The organism is Allomuricauda sp. CAU 1633, from assembly GCF_017313225.1.
In the GTDB taxonomy this organism is placed as follows: domain Bacteria; phylum Bacteroidota; class Bacteroidia; order Flavobacteriales; family Flavobacteriaceae; genus Flagellimonas.
Genome location: NZ_JAFLNE010000001.1, coordinates 558,243 through 576,389, shown reverse-complemented (window position 1 = coordinate 576,389; position 18,147 = coordinate 558,243). Strand labels below are relative to the sequence as shown.

General features: G+C 42.1%; 17 protein-coding genes. 12 read left to right on the top strand and 5 right to left on the bottom strand.

Annotated features, from left to right (window positions below):
• Positions 1 to 363: 363 nt before the first annotated feature.
• Entirely contained in the window at positions 364 to 912 is a 549-nt protein-coding gene (locus J0X14_RS02545) for a hypothetical protein (RefSeq protein WP_207096181.1), read from the top strand.
• Here J0X14_RS02545 and J0X14_RS02540 read toward each other — a convergent pair whose 3' ends face one another.
• Both J0X14_RS02540 and J0X14_RS02535 read right to left on the bottom strand, forming a co-directional pair.
• Positions 913 to 1,908 carry an acyl-ACP desaturase gene (locus J0X14_RS02540; protein WP_207096180.1) on the bottom strand — a complete coding sequence of 332 codons (996 nt, stop codon included), beginning with the start codon at positions 1,906 to 1,908 and terminating at the stop codon, positions 913 to 915.
• A gap of 51 nt (positions 1,909 to 1,959) precedes the next feature.
• Complete coding sequence (locus J0X14_RS02535; protein ID WP_207096179.1) at positions 1,960 to 2,685, bottom strand: metallophosphoesterase family protein; 726 nt, start codon at positions 2,683 to 2,685, stop codon at positions 1,960 to 1,962.
• A 158-nt stretch (positions 2,686 to 2,843) separates the two neighbouring features.
• Between J0X14_RS02535 and J0X14_RS02530 the strand changes: the two genes are divergently transcribed.
• Together J0X14_RS02530 and J0X14_RS02525 are read left to right on the top strand one after the other, a co-directional pair.
• Entirely contained in the window at positions 2,844 to 3,788 is a 945-nt protein-coding gene (locus J0X14_RS02530; protein ID WP_207096178.1) for a carbohydrate kinase family protein, read from the top strand.
• Position 3,789: 1 nt separating this feature from the next.
• Positions 3,790 to 5,718: an amylosucrase gene (locus J0X14_RS02525; protein WP_207096177.1), complete on the top strand. Its 1,929-nt coding sequence runs from the start codon at positions 3,790 to 3,792 to the stop codon at positions 5,716 to 5,718.
• Here the strand turns inward: J0X14_RS02525 and J0X14_RS02520 are convergent.
• From J0X14_RS02520 to J0X14_RS02510, 3 genes are read right to left on the bottom strand one after another with little or no spacing between them, the layout of a single operon-like run.
• The gene (locus tag J0X14_RS02520) at positions 5,715 to 6,851 is read right to left on the bottom strand and encodes an ATP-binding protein (protein ID WP_207096176.1); all 1,137 of its coding nucleotides are present in this window, start codon (positions 6,849 to 6,851) and stop codon (positions 5,715 to 5,717) included. The genes J0X14_RS02525 and J0X14_RS02520 overlap by 4 nt on opposite strands.
• 1 nt (position 6,852) lies before the next feature.
• Entirely contained in the window at positions 6,853 to 7,611 is a 759-nt protein-coding gene (locus J0X14_RS02515; RefSeq protein ID WP_242527895.1) for an SDR family NAD(P)-dependent oxidoreductase, read from the bottom strand.
• A gap of 10 nt (positions 7,612 to 7,621) precedes the next feature.
• Positions 7,622 to 8,494, bottom strand: a complete 873-nt coding sequence (locus tag J0X14_RS02510; protein ID WP_207096175.1) for an aldo/keto reductase family oxidoreductase — start codon at positions 8,492 to 8,494, stop codon at positions 7,622 to 7,624.
• A 158-nt stretch (positions 8,495 to 8,652) separates the two neighbouring features.
• Between J0X14_RS02510 and J0X14_RS02505 the strand changes: the two genes are divergently transcribed.
• The 9 genes from J0X14_RS02505 to J0X14_RS02465 all read left to right on the top strand — a co-directional run bounded on the left by J0X14_RS02505 (position 8,653) and on the right by J0X14_RS02465 (position 18,091).
• A complete protein-coding gene (locus J0X14_RS02505) occupies positions 8,653 to 9,654 on the top strand; it encodes an AAA family ATPase (RefSeq protein WP_207096174.1) in 1,002 nt (333 codons plus the stop codon).
• A gap of 68 nt (positions 9,655 to 9,722) precedes the next feature.
• Positions 9,723 to 10,589: a DUF58 domain-containing protein gene (locus tag J0X14_RS02500; protein ID WP_207096173.1), complete on the top strand. Its 867-nt coding sequence runs from the start codon at positions 9,723 to 9,725 to the stop codon at positions 10,587 to 10,589.
• 56 nt (positions 10,590 to 10,645) lie between these two features.
• Positions 10,646 to 12,250 carry a BatD family protein gene (locus J0X14_RS02495; protein ID WP_410548699.1) on the top strand — a complete coding sequence of 535 codons (1,605 nt, stop codon included), beginning with the start codon at positions 10,646 to 10,648 and terminating at the stop codon, positions 12,248 to 12,250.
• Positions 12,251 to 13,249, top strand: a complete 999-nt coding sequence (locus J0X14_RS02490; protein WP_207096171.1) for a vWA domain-containing protein — start codon at positions 12,251 to 12,253, stop codon at positions 13,247 to 13,249. It abuts the gene before it with no gap.
• Between the two features lie 3 nt (positions 13,250 to 13,252).
• Complete coding sequence (locus J0X14_RS02485; protein WP_207096170.1) at positions 13,253 to 14,299, top strand: VWA domain-containing protein; 1,047 nt, start codon at positions 13,253 to 13,255, stop codon at positions 14,297 to 14,299.
• Positions 14,280 to 15,179 (top strand): tetratricopeptide repeat protein, encoded by a 900-nt coding sequence (locus tag J0X14_RS02480; protein ID WP_242527894.1) that lies wholly within the window; start codon positions 14,280 to 14,282, stop codon positions 15,177 to 15,179. The genes J0X14_RS02485 and J0X14_RS02480 overlap by 20 nt, the downstream gene beginning before the upstream one ends.
• A gap of 29 nt (positions 15,180 to 15,208) precedes the next feature.
• Positions 15,209 to 16,963 carry a BatD family protein gene (locus tag J0X14_RS02475; protein ID WP_242527893.1) on the top strand — a complete coding sequence of 585 codons (1,755 nt, stop codon included), beginning with the start codon at positions 15,209 to 15,211 and terminating at the stop codon, positions 16,961 to 16,963.
• Positions 16,960 to 17,724, top strand: a complete 765-nt coding sequence (locus tag J0X14_RS02470; RefSeq protein ID WP_207096168.1) for a tetratricopeptide repeat protein — start codon at positions 16,960 to 16,962, stop codon at positions 17,722 to 17,724. The genes J0X14_RS02475 and J0X14_RS02470 overlap by 4 nt, the downstream gene beginning before the upstream one ends.
• A gap of 55 nt (positions 17,725 to 17,779) precedes the next feature.
• The gene (locus J0X14_RS02465) at positions 17,780 to 18,091 is read left to right on the top strand and encodes a hypothetical protein (protein WP_207096167.1); all 312 of its coding nucleotides are present in this window, start codon (positions 17,780 to 17,782) and stop codon (positions 18,089 to 18,091) included.
• Positions 18,092 to 18,147 lie beyond the last annotated feature (56 nt).

Sequence of the window (18,147 nt, the reverse complement as noted above, 5' to 3'; positions counted from 1 at the left end):
TTTAAAAAACCAACTTAACTAACTCAAACTAACTAACCTTAATAAACCCTATTCCAATGCCGGAACTTTGTCGGGAGAAATAGGGTTTCTTACCTAATATTTCCTGCAAATTTCACACTATTTCCGCGAGTTTTCAGGAGCTATCTTATCAGTGGTCGTAAAAAGTGTATAGTTGGTATTTTTTGGTTGATTTTTTGTTGATGTTTTTTCGATTTATTAAAAAACCCTCCCAACTATCTTAGATTGTTATAGTTAAATTCGGAATTTTAAGATTTTTTTAATATTTTGATATTAGATTTCCCAAGTCTTCCAAGTCCTATTTTGATGTTTTGGCTTTATTTGGATATAACTAAATAACAGCCCATGAATGCTGATACAATAGACATCTTTTTTTGGATTATTTTGGCCCTTGTTGGTATAACCATCGGCATTGTAGGGTATCTTCTCGGTAGAGGGAGTAAATCTTCCGTGGTTGATAATTCAGCCCTCATCAAAAATCTTGAAATTGAGAATACAAAACTCAGAGCAGATTTAGAGGCCTGTAAAAAGCAAACAGCTCCTGTTGAAAAGCCCAAGCCCAAATCCACTAGCTCCACCGCTTCCCCTGTTTTCTCTTTTGATGCAAAGGCAGCCAAGGCGGCATTGGGAAAAAAGGTCACAAAAGATGACCTGAAAATAGTGGAAGGTATTGGCCCCAAGATTCAGGGACTCTTCCACAATTTTAATATTAAAACTTGGAAGGCTCTTTCCGAAACTTCGGCCAATACATGTCAAGAAGTGCTCAACTCCGGGGGCAAACGCTACAGGATACATGACCCAGCCTCATGGCCCATGCAAGCCAAAATGGCCTATGAAGGGCATTGGCAGCAATTGCATGAATGGCAAGAGAGGCACAGAGCTGGTAAATTCTAACTACAACATCCCGTTGGCCTCAACCCATTTAAATTTGTATTGATCTTGTGAAAATTGCATCCGCTCCGCAATTCGTTGGAGCCTGTCTGGAAGTTTCATAAGGTAATCCCTGGCCTTTTCCGCTTGGTCTGAAAGTCCCCTTAAATGGCCTATGGCCCAGTATTCGTTCAATTTTTTGAGGATATCAATATAATCTTGTGCCGTATACACGCCCAAGCGTTGAGCACAATTGGAAAATTGCTCAAATGCGGCTCCCATACTTCCTCCAGATTCTCTTAAAAAATGGGCAGGCATTACAATTTTCTTCTTCATCATTTCGGCAAAGGCTATGACCATTCCGTTAGGGTCATGCTCCAATATGGTCTTCACAAATTCCCGGTACGCCAAATGATGCCGCATTTCATCTCCCGCAATAATATTGCACATTTTACCCAACAGTCCATTGCTTTTTTTCTTTGCCATCATACCTACTCGTTTATGGGAGATGTTGGTAGCCAATTCCTGAAAAGTGGTATATACAAAATTTTTATAGGGATCTCTGTCCGTACCTATGTCAAACCCATCTGAAATTAAATGTTGGGTAGTAATTTCAACCTCGCGCATATTAACTCTTCCGGACAAATACAAATATTTGTTCAACACATCACCATGACGGTTTTCTTCCGCGGTCCAGGCCCGCACCCATTTGCTCCAACCATTTTCACGGCCGCTGTGTTGATCAATTCCTTCCACATCCATCAACCAGGATTCATACGTTGGAAGGGCTTCTTCAGTAATGGTATCTGCCACAAGGGTGACCCAGAAATCATAGCCCAGTTCCTTGGCCTCTCCCCGAATCTGCTCTATTTGGTCATAGAAGTCATCACTTTGGGAATCGGGCAAAAAGTCGGTGGGTTGCCATATTTTTTCTGCTGGAATCAAAAACGAATCCATGAACCCTTCTACTTTTGGTTCTATGGCCTGCATTACTTCCAACCGGATATTTTTTATAGACATATAGTGTTTTTTAGTTTGTAATCAAGGTTTTTGAAGTCTGGCGTTGGATAATTAATTTCTGCCCCGCTCCCCGGGATAAAAGGTGTGGACGGGATCACTTTGCCAAAACTCTTTGGTCTCCACATTCATCATGGTAAGTCCTCCCATGAAAGCCGCACCTGTATCCACGTTCCAAACGTTGGCTCCCTTTTGAGGAGCAACCACCTTATCCTTGGATAAAGGGGTGTGGCCAATGAAGACTTCTTTGTAGTGGGTCAATCTTTTAGGAAATTTGGGGTCTTCTGGCTCTAAATTGGAATCAATCGCAGTAGCCAACTCCCACAATGTCCTATCCCAATAGAACGACTGCTCAAAATATTCAAAATCTATCCCTTTTAAATTGGTGTACCCCGCATGCAGGTACAATCGGTTGTCCTCTGCGAGATAATGGTTATTCAAGTTTGCATAAAAATCAAGATGCGAACCCCAATCCTTCCTGCTGTCCCTTAAATAGGAATCCCGTGTCGCCGTTCCTCCATGTGCCAACCATTGCGGATTCTCTTTTTTGGTCAACAACCAATCCCTACAGAGCTCATCATGGTTGCCTCGAATAAAAGTGCAATTAAAATCTTCTTTCAAATCAATTAAAAAGTCTACAGTTTCCACAGCTGTACTCCAAGCATCCACATAGTCCCCCAAAAAAATAAGGTGGTCTTCGGGGGTAACTTTTGCTCTGGATATAAGTTGTTCCAATGCCCTTAATCCAGAATGGATATCCCCCACAACCAATGTTCGCATAGAAAAATTTTTTACAAAAATACGGACAAAACGACCTGTTGATAAGAAATTAAGCCTAAAGTTTTGCAAACTCCAACAATATGATTCCTCCAAAAGGCTTCATCTTTTTTGGTCAACGAAGAATTTTCTATGTACATTAGGATATTGCAAAAGGAAACATGAAAAAGGTATTCTGCGTTGGTGAATTATTGATAGATTTTGTTGCGGAAAAGCAAGGAAGTGATCTATCCAAGGCTACAGAGTTTACCAAAAAAGCAGGGGGTGCCCCAGCTAATGTTGCCTGTGCCATATCCAAACTTGGAGGCAAAAGTATTTTCATAGGATGTGTGGGCGATGACCCTTTTGGCCGCTTTTTGTTGGATGTATTGAAAGCAGAAGGCGTTGATATTTCCCTAGCACAATTATCTAAAACGTTTACAACCTTGGCCTTTGTTTCACTTGCGGAGGACGGGGAGCGCGATTTTGTTTTCAGCCGGGGGGCAGACAAGGAATTAGAGTATGACCCAACCCTTCGTAAAAGCCTAAAAGACAATATTTTGCATTTGGGCGCTGCCACCGCACTTTTGGGCGGTTCTTTGGAAAAAGCCTATGGAAAATATCTTTTTGACGGGCTTACCAAAGATATGTTCATCAGTTTTGATCCCAATTTTAGAAGTGACCTTTGGAAGGAAAATGAGGAGCAATTCATTAAAAAATGTATGCCTTTTATTGAAAAATCCCATTTATGCAAGTTCAGTTTGGAAGAAGCCCAGTTACTCTCCGAAAAGAACGATAGTAATGCCGCCTGCGACTTTTTTCATAGGATGGGTGCCAAAATCATTACGGTTACTTTGGGCGAAGAAGGTACTTTGTTAAGCGTGAATGGCTCAAAAAAAATGATTCCAAGTATGCCAGTGAACCCTGTGGACACCACCGGTGCAGGGGATGCTTTTATTGGGTGTTTGCTGTATCAAATCTCCGATTTGGGCAATTTTGCACCCGTATTTAAGGACCACGATTTACTGGAAAATATGGTGGCCATGGCCAATAAAGCTGGTGCTATAACAACCACCAACTATGGCGCTATTCCATCCTTGCCCACCAAAGACCAGTTGAAAGATTAAAATGAATCAAGCAGAATTACATCGACTGGCATCTACCCAGCTCAAAACGAAAGATCCCAAAGCACTTTTTGATTTACGCTTGGCCACCAACCTAAGTCTCATACAACAACTGTTTTTCTCATTATATCCAGAGGAGCAATACAAAGAAGCTTTTAAAAAATTAATAGGCCAACTACCCAAGCTATTTGGGTCAAGACCAGATGTATTAAAAAAACAAGACATTGATCGGTTAACATCAGGAAATTGGTATCAGTCCGAAAAAATTATGGGGATGCAATTGTATGTGGAGCATTTCAACAAAGACCTCAAAGGACTTCAGCAAAAAATCCCTTATTTAAAGGAATTGGGCATCAACTTTGTACACATCATGCCCATCACCACGCGACCCAAAGGTGAAAGTGATGGAGGCTACGCCGTGAACAGTTACCATGAGGTCGACAAAAAGTACGGTACCAAAGAAGACTTGTTGAAGCTTACCGCGGAGTTCCGAAAACAGGGAATATTTCTCATGTTGGATTTTGTGGTGAACCACACCTCCAATGAGTTTTCATGGGCCAAAAAAGCCGTGAAAGGCGATAAAAAATATCAGGGATACTACTACACTTTTGAGGATGATACCATTCCAAAGGAATATGAAAAAACACTCCCTGAAGTGTTCCCTGAAACCTCTCCGGGCAATTTCACCTACATCCCAGAAATGGATAAATGGGTGATGACGGTCTTCAACAGCTATCAATGGGACCTCAATTACACCAATCCGGAAGTATTTATGAAAATGCTGTCCAATTTGGTTCAACTAACAAACATGGGGGTCGATGTGGTCCGTTTTGATGCCCTGGCTTTCCTTTGGAAAAAAATGGGAACCATTTCCCAAAATCTTCCAGAGGCCCACAACCTTATTGCACTTTTTAGAATGTGTCTACAAGTGGTGGCCCCAGGCGTAGTACTTTTGGCCGAGGCTATTGTAGCTCCCACGGATATCGTCAAGTATTTTGGGGAGGGTCAAAAAGCAGGCAACGAATGTGAAATTGCATATAATGCCTCTTTAATGGCGCTTTTATGGAACTCCATTGCTACAAAAAAAACAGAGTTGCTCTACAAAAGCTTGGCTCATGTACCCGCCAAACCCAAAGATTGTACCTGGATCAATTACATCCGTTGCCACGACGATATTGGTTTGGGGTATGAAAACAACTTGATTTATGAATTAGGGTTGAATCCGGAAATGCACCGGAAATTTCTGTTGGATTATTACTGTCAACGTTTGGATTATTCACCAGCTACGGGACAAGTGTTTATGTACAACCCAAAAACGGGAGATGGTCGTATCACTGGAAGTGCCGCATCACTACTTGGCTTGGAAAAGGGGTTGACCCAAGATGATTCAGGTTTGATTGAGCAGTCCATTTCAAAAATTATTATGCTACATGGAATTACTTTTGCGTTTGGTGGAATTCCATTGATCTATGCCGGTGATGAAATTGGCACTTTGAACGACTACTCTTTCTTGAAGGACAAATCCAAAAAGGATGATAACCGTTGGTTAAACCGGCCTGTGCAAGATTGGGGTCTGATTGCCAAATTGGATGACAAAAAACGGCCTCAATCCAAAATCTTTCATACCCTGCAAAAGCTAATTCAAATCAGAAAAGAAAATCCTGTTTTTGCCGATCATAATGATTTGCAATTGTACCATACAGGAAATGATCATATCCTTGTTTTTGAACGAAGTAATGCCAAGAAAGAAGGGGTACTGGTAATTTGCAATTTTGATGAAAATGCACAGGTCATTGAGACCAGTTGGATTAAAAAACTGGGGTATTTTGCCCAAGGAGACCCCACAGATTTGGTTTCCGATCAAAAAATAGTGGTTAACAGTGGCCTGTTGGAAATCCTTCCCTACCAAATGCTTTGGTTCAAAAGATCTTAATTATATCGCACCTTTCTAAGAATACGCTGCGATTCTTTCAAGGACTGATATACACTGGTATCATGGGCCTTAAGGATAGGTCTAGAACGGTCCATCTGCTCCTTTGCCTCCTCAAAACCATTCAAATAGCAGATAAGAAATGTGGCTGGTAAATGCGTAAGGTCAATTTCCTCTGCTGGGGTCAAAGCAATCTTCTTTTCAAGCTTTTGCAGGAGCGCATTATTGGTATTGTACACATGGTACAAGGTCTTTTTATCGTACTGGGGCGGCTCAAATACCAATTTGCTGTTGATGGTATACTTTCCATTTTCAGAAAAGGTAATCATCAATTCTTCCAATGGGTAATATTTTTGTTGTGATCCCAAACCCAATTGCACATACTCCAAAGTCTGGAACGAATCATCATCATAATTTATAGTGATTTCATCCAAAGCGGAGTAGAAAAGTTTCACCTGTTCGTTGATGAGTTCAATATCCACCCTAGAATAATAAATCTTGTTCTTCACTTTTTTCTTGTTCCCCGCCCAACAGACCACAAACTGTTCTTTAAAAACCTTATAGTCGCTGGTAAGGTCGGGATGTCGCGTATTCATAAATTTAATCACGGCATCTAAGGTCAGCTCAATATTATTTCTTGCATGTTGCTCTATAGTGGCCACCACTTCAGAATTGATGTCTTTCAACTGGATGTCAAACGCTTTGGGCAGGCTTATGCTCCCTTCCCTGAAGAAAACAGCCCCTCCATAATACTTCCAAATATTTTTCCGGAGGGCACAGACCTTGCCATTCGACCGAATGGTAACGAGCCCCACCACCTTTCCTTCAGGCAAATGGGGAAAGGGAATATTTTCGTAGGAAATTATGGGTGGATTGTCTAGATAGGCATTCACCAAATTCTGAATCTTACTATCATCAAAAAAGTCAACTCCGACGATTTCGTTATCGGCATCCTCCACCCCAATTACAATAAAACTGTTGTTCTTGGGATTACTATTGGCCAAAGCACAGACATGCTTTAAAAATTTTGCCTTTCCTTCCTTTTCACCTATGGATATAAAGCGCTTCTTGTCGTAAAAACTGTTCTCGTCATTATGCGCTAAAAGATTTTTTACCAGTAGGCGTTTGTTAATCATATCATAAGTCCTTCTTCACAATGGTACTGCTGGCTTGGGCGGTGGGCATCACTACCAAATCTGCAATATTGACATGGTACGGCCTAGTGACCACAAAAAGAATAATGTCGGCAATATCTTCAGGTTTTAAAGGTTGAAAACCTTGATACACTTTTGATGCCCGTTCGCTATCTCCTTTGAACCGAACATCACTGAATTCGGTTTCCACCAATCCTGGATTCACTGCGCCAACCCTAATTCCATGGGTATTAAGGTCAATTCGCAAACCTTGGTTAATGGCATCTACAGCATGTTTGCTGGCGCAATACACATTTCCATTGGGATAAACCTCTTTTCCAGCCGTGGATCCAATATTGATGATGTGTCCAGCCTTTCGCTCTACCATTTGGGGCAAAATGGCCTTGGTCACGTAGAGCAATCCCTTCACGTTAATATCCATCATGGCGTCCCAATCATCCATGCTCCCATCGTAGATGGGGTCTAATCCATGAGCATTTCCGGCATTGTTCACCAAGATATCGATGGGCATAAATTCTACAGGCAAACTCTGGATGGCTTCAAAAACCGCCTCTCGGTCCCGGACGTCAAAACTTAGGGTATGGACTTTCACCGTTTTTCCCAAGGCTTCTTTCAATTCATCCAACCGTTCTTGACGGCGTCCACACAACACCAAAGTAAACCCTTGCTTTGCAAATAGTTCTGCGGTGGCCTTCCCAATTCCGCTGGTGGCTCCTGTGATCAGTGCAGTTTTCTCCTTCATAGTATTCATCTTAAGGAACATCATGGCCTTGACTTGCCACTAATAGGGCAAACCAATCCTGAAGTTCCAAATCCAATTCCATGGCCTTTGCAGCCAAGCTTATCCGTTCTTTATTTGTGGTACCAATGACTGGAAATACCTTGGCCGGATGTTTTAGAATCCAAGCCAAAAGCAATTGACTTTCATCAGCATCATATTTTTCCATCAAAGGAACCATCGTCTTTTTTATTCGCTTTGTCTGTTCGGTTTTTTCCCGGAACATACTTCCCAATGGACTCCATGCCATGGCCATTCGTTTGTTGGCGATACAATCGTCTAAAGTGCCATCGTAGATAGGGTCATCATGTGTCAATGAAAATTCCACTTGATTCCCTGAAACTGGAATGGCTTTTTCCAACATAGCGATTTGGGAAGGCGTAAAGTTGGACACACCAAAGGTTTTAATCTTTCCACTTTCCAACAACGCATTGGCAGCCTCCGCCATTTCATAAGGTTCCATCAATGGGCTTGGTCTGTGCATGAGCAGTAAATCCAAATAATCCGTGTGTAGTTTTTTTAAGGATTGCTCGGCCGACCAAATGATATACTCCTTGTCGTACTGATAATGATTCAGCCGATTGTCCCGCCCTCTGGTCATTTGGATTCCACATTTGGAAATCAACTGGATATCTTCCCTTTTGATTCCACTTTCAGCAAAAGCATTTCCAAAATCCGCTTCGGTGGAATAGCTGCCATAAATATCAGCATGGTCAAAGGTGGTCAATCCAGCATCAATGCAGTGGTGCATTAAATCTATCATTTCATTTTTGGAAAGTTTTTTGCCCCAACTTCCCCATGTCATGGCTCCAGATATAATTCTGGAATACGTATCTGTCTGTTGCATATAGGATGAAAGTATAAAAATAAACCCTTAAATCCTTCATAAAACTAGGGCTTTCCCATATTTTTTAACCATTAATTAACAGGTGAATTTTAAATAAATTTTCATTTTGCACCCCTTAGCTAAAACACCAACTATAACACCAAACAACAAAGCTTCATATGGAAGAAAACACTACTATTGATATTAGTGCTGTGAATGAGAAAATTGCCCAGGAAAGTGCTTTTATCGACCTGCTCAAGGTTGAGATGAACAAGGCCATTGTAGGGCAGACCCACATGGTTGAACGATTGCTTATTGGTCTGCTTGGCCAAGGCCACATTCTTTTGGAAGGTGTTCCGGGGCTCGCGAAGACATTGGCCATCAATACGCTTGCCAAAGCGGTAAAGGGAAGTTTTAGCCGAATACAGTTTACGCCTGATCTTTTGCCTGCAGATGTTATCGGAACATTGATTTACAACATCAAGGAAAATGACTTTTCCATTAAAAAAGGACCCATTTTTGCCAATTTTGTTTTGGCGGATGAGATCAACAGGGCTCCTGCTAAGGTGCAATCCGCTTTGCTGGAAGCGATGCAAGAAAAGCAAGTGACCATTGGAGATGAAACTTTTAAGTTGGATGCGCCATTTTTGGTGATGGCCACCCAGAACCCCGTGGAACAAGAAGGTACTTACCCACTTCCTGAAGCGCAGGTAGACCGTTTTATGCTAAAGACCGTTATTGATTATCCAAAGTTGAACGAGGAGCAACTCATCATAAGACAAAACCTGAAAGGTGCCCATGAGCCCGTAAAGCCAGTGGTGACCTTAAAACAGATTTTGAGTGCTCAAGAAGCCGTTCGGGACGTCTATATGGATGAAAAAATAGAAAAATACATTCTGGATCTGGTGTTTGCCACCCGATATCCAGAAAAATACAATCTGGAAAACCTAAAACCCTTGATCAGTTTTGGTGCCTCCCCAAGGGGAAGTATCAATCTGGCCAATGCATCAAAATGCTATGCCTTCATCAAACGAAGAGGGTATGTAGTCCCTGAAGATGTTAGGGCGGTAGTCCATGATGTATTACGTCACCGTATTGGAATAACCTATGAGGCCGAGGCGGAAAACATCACTTCAGAAGAAATCATAAACAAGATTGTAAACGAGGTAGAGGTACCGTAACGGTTCATTGTTTCTCGGTAAAAGTAAAAACTACTTTAACCAACCAGAAAGCTTATTCCTTGAACCCAATGGATACAAAAGAACTACTAAAGAAGGTACGAAAAATTGAGATTAAGACCCGGCGTCTTTCCGACCATATATTTGGTGGGGAGTACCATTCTACCTTTAAGGGAAGGGGTATGACCTTCAGTGAGGTTCGGCAATACCAATTTGGGGATGATGTTAGAGCCATCGATTGGAACGTTACCGCGCGATACAACGAACCTTTTGTAAAAGTTTTTGAAGAGGAACGCGAACTCACCATGATGTTGATGGTGGACGTGAGTGGTTCAGAACTCTTTGGGACTGCCAATCAGTTCAAGAAGGAAATCATTACTGAAATCTCTGCGACGTTGGCCTTCTCCGCCTTGCAGAACAATGATAAGGTGGGTGTGATATTGTTTTCCGATGAAGTGGAACTTTTTATCCCTCCCAAAAAAGGGAAAAGTCACGTATTGCGAATCATCCGGGAGCTTTTGGAATTCACTCCAAAAAGCAGTGAAACTAATATAGCCGAAGCTTTAAAGTTCCTCACCAACGTGATGAAGAAAAGGGCCATTGTTTTTGTGCTGTCTGATTTTATTGCAGATGAATACAACAATACGCTTCGGATTGTAGGCAACAAACACGATGTCACCGGTATCCGGGTTTTTGACGAGCGCGAAGAATCCATTCCCAATTTGGGGATGGTGCAAATGCAGGATGCCGAAACCGGAACACTACAACTCGTCAACACACAATCCAAAAAGGTTCGAAATGCCTATGGGCAATTCCATAAAGACAAAGTGAATTATTTTATGGATTCCTTTACCAAATCGGGTTGCGGGGTCATCAATTGCAGGGTGGATGAAAGCTATGTGCGGAAATTATTGGGCTATTTTAAACGAAGAGGATAATGCAAGTTGAAAATTCAAAATTGAAAATTCAAAATGTCCCAACACCATTTGTGTTGATGACGCTGCTGTGCCTTTTTCTTGTACCGCTTTCTGGGTTTTCACAGGAAAACCCCAACATTTCAGTTGAGTTGGATACCCTTTCCATAAAAATTGGGGAGCAAATCCAATATAAAATTACTGTCGAGGCCGATTCCACTGATGTGGTCCATTTCCCAGAAGGACAGACCTTCTCTCCGTTGGAAACCGTGGAGGCCATCATTGGAGATACTATAAAAAATAACGATAAGGTTACACTTCAGCGCATATACGCCCTCACCCAATTTGATAGTGGGGCGTATACCATTCCACCACAGCGTATCGCGATAAACGAGCAGCCCTTTTTCACAGATTCCTTCAACATAAAAGTGGCCGATGTTGCTGTGGATACCACCAAACAGAAGATGTACGACATCAAACCTTTGATGCAGGTAGAAAAAAGTTATGCCCAACTTTGGAAAACCTTGCTTTGGATTCTTTTGGGGTTACTCATCGTTGGAGGATTGGTATATTGGTTCTTCCTAAGAAAAAAACCACTCACCGAAGAAGAAAAAGAAGCCCTTCTTCCGCCGTATGACCGTGCCTTGTTGGAACTCAAAAAATTGGAGAATTCCCGATACCTCATTCAGGATGAGTACAAACGCTACTATTCGGAACTAACGGATATTGTCCGGATGTATTTGGAGGATGAAGTTCATGTTTCCGCCATGGAAAGCACCACTGGACAATTAATCACCAAATTGGAAATGCTTCGCGATGCAGGGGAACTTAAACTAGAGGATGATACCCTTGATCAATTTCAAAAAATATTGGAAACCGCGGATTTGGTAAAATTCGCAAAATCAAAACCTGCGACATCGGTAGCAGAACAGGATCGGAAATTGGTGGAGGAAATTGTGGTAAAAACCCATGATGCCCTTCCGGAACCTACCGAAGAAGAATTGTTGCTGAACGAAGAATATTTGGAAGAATTGGCCAAAAAGAAACAACGCAAACGCATCTATTGGGCCGCAGCCATTTTTGCGGGATTGGTTGTTATTGGTGGAGGTATCTCCGTGGCTTATTTTGGATTCAAGCAGGTGCGGGATACCGTTTTTGGCTATCCCACCAAAGAACTGTTAGAGGGTGAATGGGTGGCCAGTTCCTATGGGTTTCCCCCTGTTGAATTGGAAACACCGGATGTGCTTATCCGTCAGGATGTGAAACTGCCTCCCGAAACCGAGGAGTTGATCCAGGAGCTCCAAAGTTTTTCCTACGGAAGTTATGTGGGCATCTTTTCGGTATCTACAAGTTCGGTGACCTATAAAGAAGAAACAGACCCAGATTTTAATGCGGCCGTTGGGTCGACTCTTGGGAACTTTGAAAAATTTGGACTTAGAAATATTATCACCAAGCAGGAGGAGTTTGTGACCCAATCCGGGGTCAAAGGGTTAAAAACCTATGGTACCGGAACTTTGGATGTCCCCGGAAGTAGTGACTCCAAAAGGGCCAAGTATAATATCCTTTCCTTTGGTGGGAAAGGGTTTATGCAACAGGTGGTCATCACCTGGGAGGATGGCGATGACTATGCAGAACAAATCGTAGACCGAATATTAAACAGTTTGGACGTAAAAACACAGGCATAGATGTTTGAGAATATAGAATTTGCAAATCCACAGTTTTTCTGGTTGCTTTTATTGCTTCCACTGGCTTTGCTATGGTATTTTTTCAAACGGAAGAATGAAATGGCCTCCTTACGGATTTCCAGCATCAAAGGTTTTTCGGTGAGCAACTGGGCCGCACAGATAAAACCTTCGCTTTTTATCCTTCGTTTGTTGGCGTTGGCTGCTATCATCACGGCAATGGCTCGTCCACAGACCGAAGATATTTCAACGCGGACCAAAACCACCAAGGGGATTGATATTGTGATGGCCATTGACGTATCTTCCAGTATGCTGGCCCGTGACCTAAAACCCAACAGGCTTTCCGCCCTAAAGGAAGTTGCGGCAAATTTTATCGAAGAACGCCCCAACGATCGTATTGGTTTGGTGGGCTATGCTGGTGAAAGCTATACCAAAACCCCTATTACCAGCGATAAAGCCATTGTGTTAAGTGCGTTGCAACAAATTACTTATGGCGAACTGGAGGATGGAACAGCGATTGGCATGGGGTTGGCCACTGCTGTAAATCGATTAAAGGAGAGCAAAGCTATCAGTAAAGTCATTATTCTGTTGACCGATGGCGTTAACAATTCTGGGTTTATTGAGCCGCTGACTGCAGCGGACCTTGCAGTGGAATTCGGCATCAAAACCTATACCATTGGTTTGGGAACCAATGGAAACGCTTTGACTCCAATTTCATATAATTCTGATGGCTCATACCGTTATGGCATGCGTCAAGTGGAAATTGAGGAAGACCTCCTCAAAGAAATCGCGCAAGCGACCGGAGGAAAATATTTTAGAGCTACGGACAATGAAAAGCTCAAGGAAATCTATGAGGAAATCAACAGTTTGGAAAAAACAGAAATAGAAGAATTCAAATATTACAAATACGAAGAAAAGTTTAGGCCACTCATTTTTTTGGCAGGGGTCTTGTTGTTATTCGAATGGGGATTGCGCAATTCCGTATTTAAAAGTTTTATTTAGGAAATGATTCAGTTTGACGAAAAAACATATTTCTACCTCTTGGGCATTATTCCGGTAATGGTCCTGGCCTTCTTTTTTCTTCAACTCTGGAAAAAAAGGACCCAGCGCCAGTTTGCGGATACCAACTTATTGAAGCGATTGGCTCCGAACAGGTCGAGTTTTAAATCGGCTCTAAAGCTGATTTTCCTCCTAGCTGGACTGTCCTTTCTCATTTTGGGATTGGTCAACCCAAAAATCGGAACCAAATTGGAAACGGTTAAACGAGAAGGAGTGGATATTGTTTTTGCTGTGGATGTTTCAAAAAGTATGTTGGCGGAAGATATTGCGCCCAACAGACTGGAAAAAGCCAAACGATTGGTTTCGGAAATCATCAACCAATTGGCCAGTGACCGAATTGGAATCATTGCCTATGCAGGCCAAGCTTATCCCCAATTGCCCATCACTACAGATTATGGTGCGGCTAAAATGTTCCTCCAAAGCATGAATACCGAGATGTTGTCCTCTCAAGGTACCGCCATTGATGCTGCCATCGATTTAGCCAGTACCTATTATGATGACACGGAACAAACCAATCGAGTATTGTTCATTGTTTCCGATGGAGAAGACCATTCCGAAGACAATACCGTAAGAGCTGTGGAAAATGCCACACAAAATGGCATCCGCGTTTTCACCATTGGGGTTGGAAAAGCCAAGGGAGCCCCTATTCCTATCAAAAGAAATGGGGTAGTGGAAAGTTTAAAGAAAGACAATGAAGGAGAGGTGGTCATCACCAAACTGAACGAAGTTATTCTGTCTGAAGTGGCAGATCGGGGCAACGGGGAATACATTGATGGTTCCAATACCGAACAGGCTGTGGAATACATCAAAGAGTTATTGAACCAAATGGACAAAACAGAATTTGAGGCCAAACAGTTCGCCGAGTACAAAGACCAATTTCAATGGTTTCTTGCCGCAGGCTTTTTATTTCTATTTTTGGATATCTTCCTTTTGGACCGAAAAACGCAATGGTTGAAAAAGCTAAATCTTTTTAATGAGCATGATGATGAATAAGATACGATTGTTACTTGGTCTGTTCTGTTGTGCTGCAATTGCCCATGCACAGGACGAAATTGTGGACAAAGAGGCCGAAAAAGCACTAAGAACCTCCACAAACCTTACCCATGATGCCAATGAGGAACTTACCTCCAATGATTTTCCCGTAGCCGAAGGCAATTATAGAAGGGCCATATCCAAAAGCAAGGAAAATGTGGCCGCCCCCTTTAATCTGGGGAATGCCTATTATAACCGCGAAAGTTATGGTGAGGCCTTTGGGCGATACAAACAAGCAGGGGAATCAACAGAAGAAAAGCCCGCAAAGCATAAGGCCTTCCACAATATGGGGAATGTTTATATGAAGCGTAAGGAATATCAACAGGCAGTTGAAGCCTATAAACAGGCCTTGCGAAGTAATCCCAATGATGATGAAACCCGTTATAATCTAGCGCTGGCCAAGAAAATGCTGGAAAAGGAACAGAATGATCAAAAGAACGATCAGAATCAGGATAACCAAGACAATCAGGACCAGCAAGATCAAGATAAAGATCAGAACCAGGATCAAAACAACGAAGGAGACAACGACAAGCAGGACGAAGGAAAGCAAAACGAAGACGAGAACAAGGACAGGGGTGATGAAGGGGAAAATGGGGAAGATAAACCTGAAGAAAATCAGAAAGGTGATGGTGATGAGAAAAAAGAACAGGAGAAGAAACCCAATGAGGGTGACCAGCCTGAAGAACAGGAACAAGAACAAAAACCACGACCCAATCAACTTTCCCAACAGCAGATACAGAATCTGCTAGAGGCCATGCAAAATGAAGAAAAGAAAGTGCAGGAAAAAATGGAGGCCAGAAAAGTGAAAGGCAAAAAAATAAGAAACGAAAAAGACTGGTAGTGTACAGGTTGAAGGGCAAAATACTATGGTTGATAGCTGCACTATTTTTTGTGGCCCACCCTTCCCATGCCCAAGAGGATGAGGTTTCCTTTGAGATGAACCTCAGCAAGGAAAAACTTGGAATCAACGAACGGCTTCGGGTTGAGTTTACCATGAACAAGGACGGGGACAATTTTAATCCTCCTCCTTTTGAAGGTTTCAAGGTAGTTATGGGTCCTTCACAATCCATCAGCTCCTCTTGGATCAATGGAAAGCGTACGTTCTCCAAGACCTATTCTTATATTTTGGTGCCCACGGCCAGAGGTAATTTTTCCATAAGTCAAGCTACCATAGAAATTGGGGGTGAAACCTATAAAACCCTCTCCAAAACTGTGGAAGTAACGGCTGCCGTGGATAAACCCAGTGATCAAAAAACCGTGGACGATGTTGCGGATGAAAGTCTTCATTTGGTAGCCGAAGTTTCTAAAGGTGGCCCCTATTTGAATGAGGCCGTTACTGTTATCTACAAACTCTATGTAAGCCCCAACATAAGTGTCACCAACTACAGACCGTTGGACAATCCCAAGTACAACAATTTTTGGAGTCAAGAGATTCCCGTGACCAAGCATACGGCCCAAAACGGCACATATCAGGGTAAGCCCTACCGGTACGTGGTGTTGAAAAGAGTGGTGCTTTATCCTCAAAAGGCAGGGCAATTGGAAATTGAACCCCTTTCCTTGGAAATTTTTGTGGACGTGCCCACCAATCGTCGTGACTTTTTTGGTGGACGGATTTATACCCAGACCAGTAAAACAGTCTCAGCGGGAAGAAGAACCATTAACGTTAAGCAATTACCTGAAAGTGGTAAACCAGCGAATTTTGGTGGCGCCGTGGGCGATTTTGAATTCTCCGTTACAGCAAGCAAAACCCAATTGAACGCTTCAGAATCGCTACAAGCTGTAGTGGAGGTTTCTGGAAAAGGGAACCTAAAACTGTTCCAACTTCCAGAGCCAGAACTTCCCAGTTCCCTTGAAGTGTATGAGCCAGAATACGAGGAAAACATCCAAACCTTTACTTCTGGAATGGAGGGAAAAGTTAGCAACAACTACACGATTGTGCCCTCATTTCGAGGAAAATACCCTATCCCCAGCATTTCTTTTAGCTATTTCAATCCCGATACCGGAAGATACGTTACCCTAAACTCAGAAGAAATCAATATTGAAGTGTTGGAAGGGCCAACTAGTACCTCATCCAATCCTATTGCAGGAACGACTACAAATCAACAACAGGTGGTACCTACTGGAAAACAGTTTCACTTTATAAAGCTGAGTCCCAACCTAAACCCCATTGGCGTCAACTACTTTTTTGGATCAAACACGTTTTACATGCTCATGTTTGCTCCTTTGTTGTTGATTCCCATCGCCATTTTTTCTTTTAAGAAAAGAGAGGCCATTGCCCGCGATGTGGAAGGAAACAAAATAAAGCAAGCCAATAAATTGGCCAAAAAGTACCTGTCCACCGCCAAAAAGGAACTGGGCAACAAAGAGGCTTTTTATGTAGCATTGGAGAAAGGGCTTCATAATTATTTGAAGGCCAAACTAAAGATTGAGACATCAGAATTCAGTAAGGAGAAAATCACATCCATTTTACTGGATAAAAAAGTGGATGATGCAGATGTGGAAGGCTTTATTGCATTGCTAAAAAGTTGTGAAATGGCACGTTACAGCCCATTTTCAGAGGTGCAAATGCAACAGGATTATGACAAGGCCAGCGAGGTAATCTCTAATTTGGATAAGCAATTATGAATCTAAAAAAGTTGATTGTTGTATTGGGTCTGTTTTCATTTTCCTTTGGGTTTTCTCAAAACAACAGCCTATTTGACCAAGCTACCGAGCATTACAATAAAGGTGAATATACCAAAGCCATAGAAAATTACAAGGAAATCCTGGAAAATGGGGAACACTCCGCACAGCTTTACTTTAATCTCGGGAACTGTTATTACAAACAAAATGCCATAGGTCCCAGCATTTACTATTACGAAAAAGCTTTGTTGTTGGATCCTACAGACAGTGAAATCATCAATAATTTGGGGTATGCCCAAAACATGCGGTTGGATGCCATTGAAGAGATGCCAAAAACCGAAATCTCCCAAATCTATAACACCATTGTAAACCTTTTTTCCTTTGATCAATGGGCCTATTTGGCGGTGGCGCTCATTTTTTTGTTCGTGCTGGCCTATTTGGCATATTTCTTTCTCAGATATGCCAATCAAAAACGGATGGCCTTTATAACCAGTGTCTTTTCACTTGGTCTGGCCGTTGTTTGTGTATTAATGGCCTATCTTCAATACCAAGGATTTAAAAAGAACAATCCTGCGATAGTATTTAGCAAGGAAGTTCAGGTTTCCTCCGAGCCCAATAACAACAGTGAAAATGTTTTTACACTGCATGAAGGTACCAAAGTGAACGTTATGGACCATCTGGATGATTGGAGCAAAATACGGATTGCAGATGGTCAAACAGGGTGGTTATTGACCGGTGATATTAAGTTGTTGAAGGACTTTTAAAAGTTATTTAACAATTTTTTACGTCCCACGACTTATTTTTGCGCAAAACGGTGCTATGCTTCGGCTATTGGCTATTCCTTTTATTTCGGTGATGTTGGTCACAATTTTGATGGCCTCTCCCTTTGTGCCCCTATTGGGCAGGGAGTACTGTACCGCATTGATTATAGGCTCTTCTGAGGAAGAAAACAACAGCAATGAAACAGCTCCCACCAAAAATTTTGAAAGCAAATATTTTTTACTCCGGAATTTTTTCCCCGTAGATGCATCCCTTCAACAAGAAACAAACCTAACCTCAATGGGGTACATCTTCCCTGTTTTGGAGTATACTGTTGAGATACTTGACCCTCCCCCCAGAAGATTGATTTAATACTCACTTACATTCAAATCAATTTTTTAAATGTCTTCGCAAATTCCAAAAGCCGA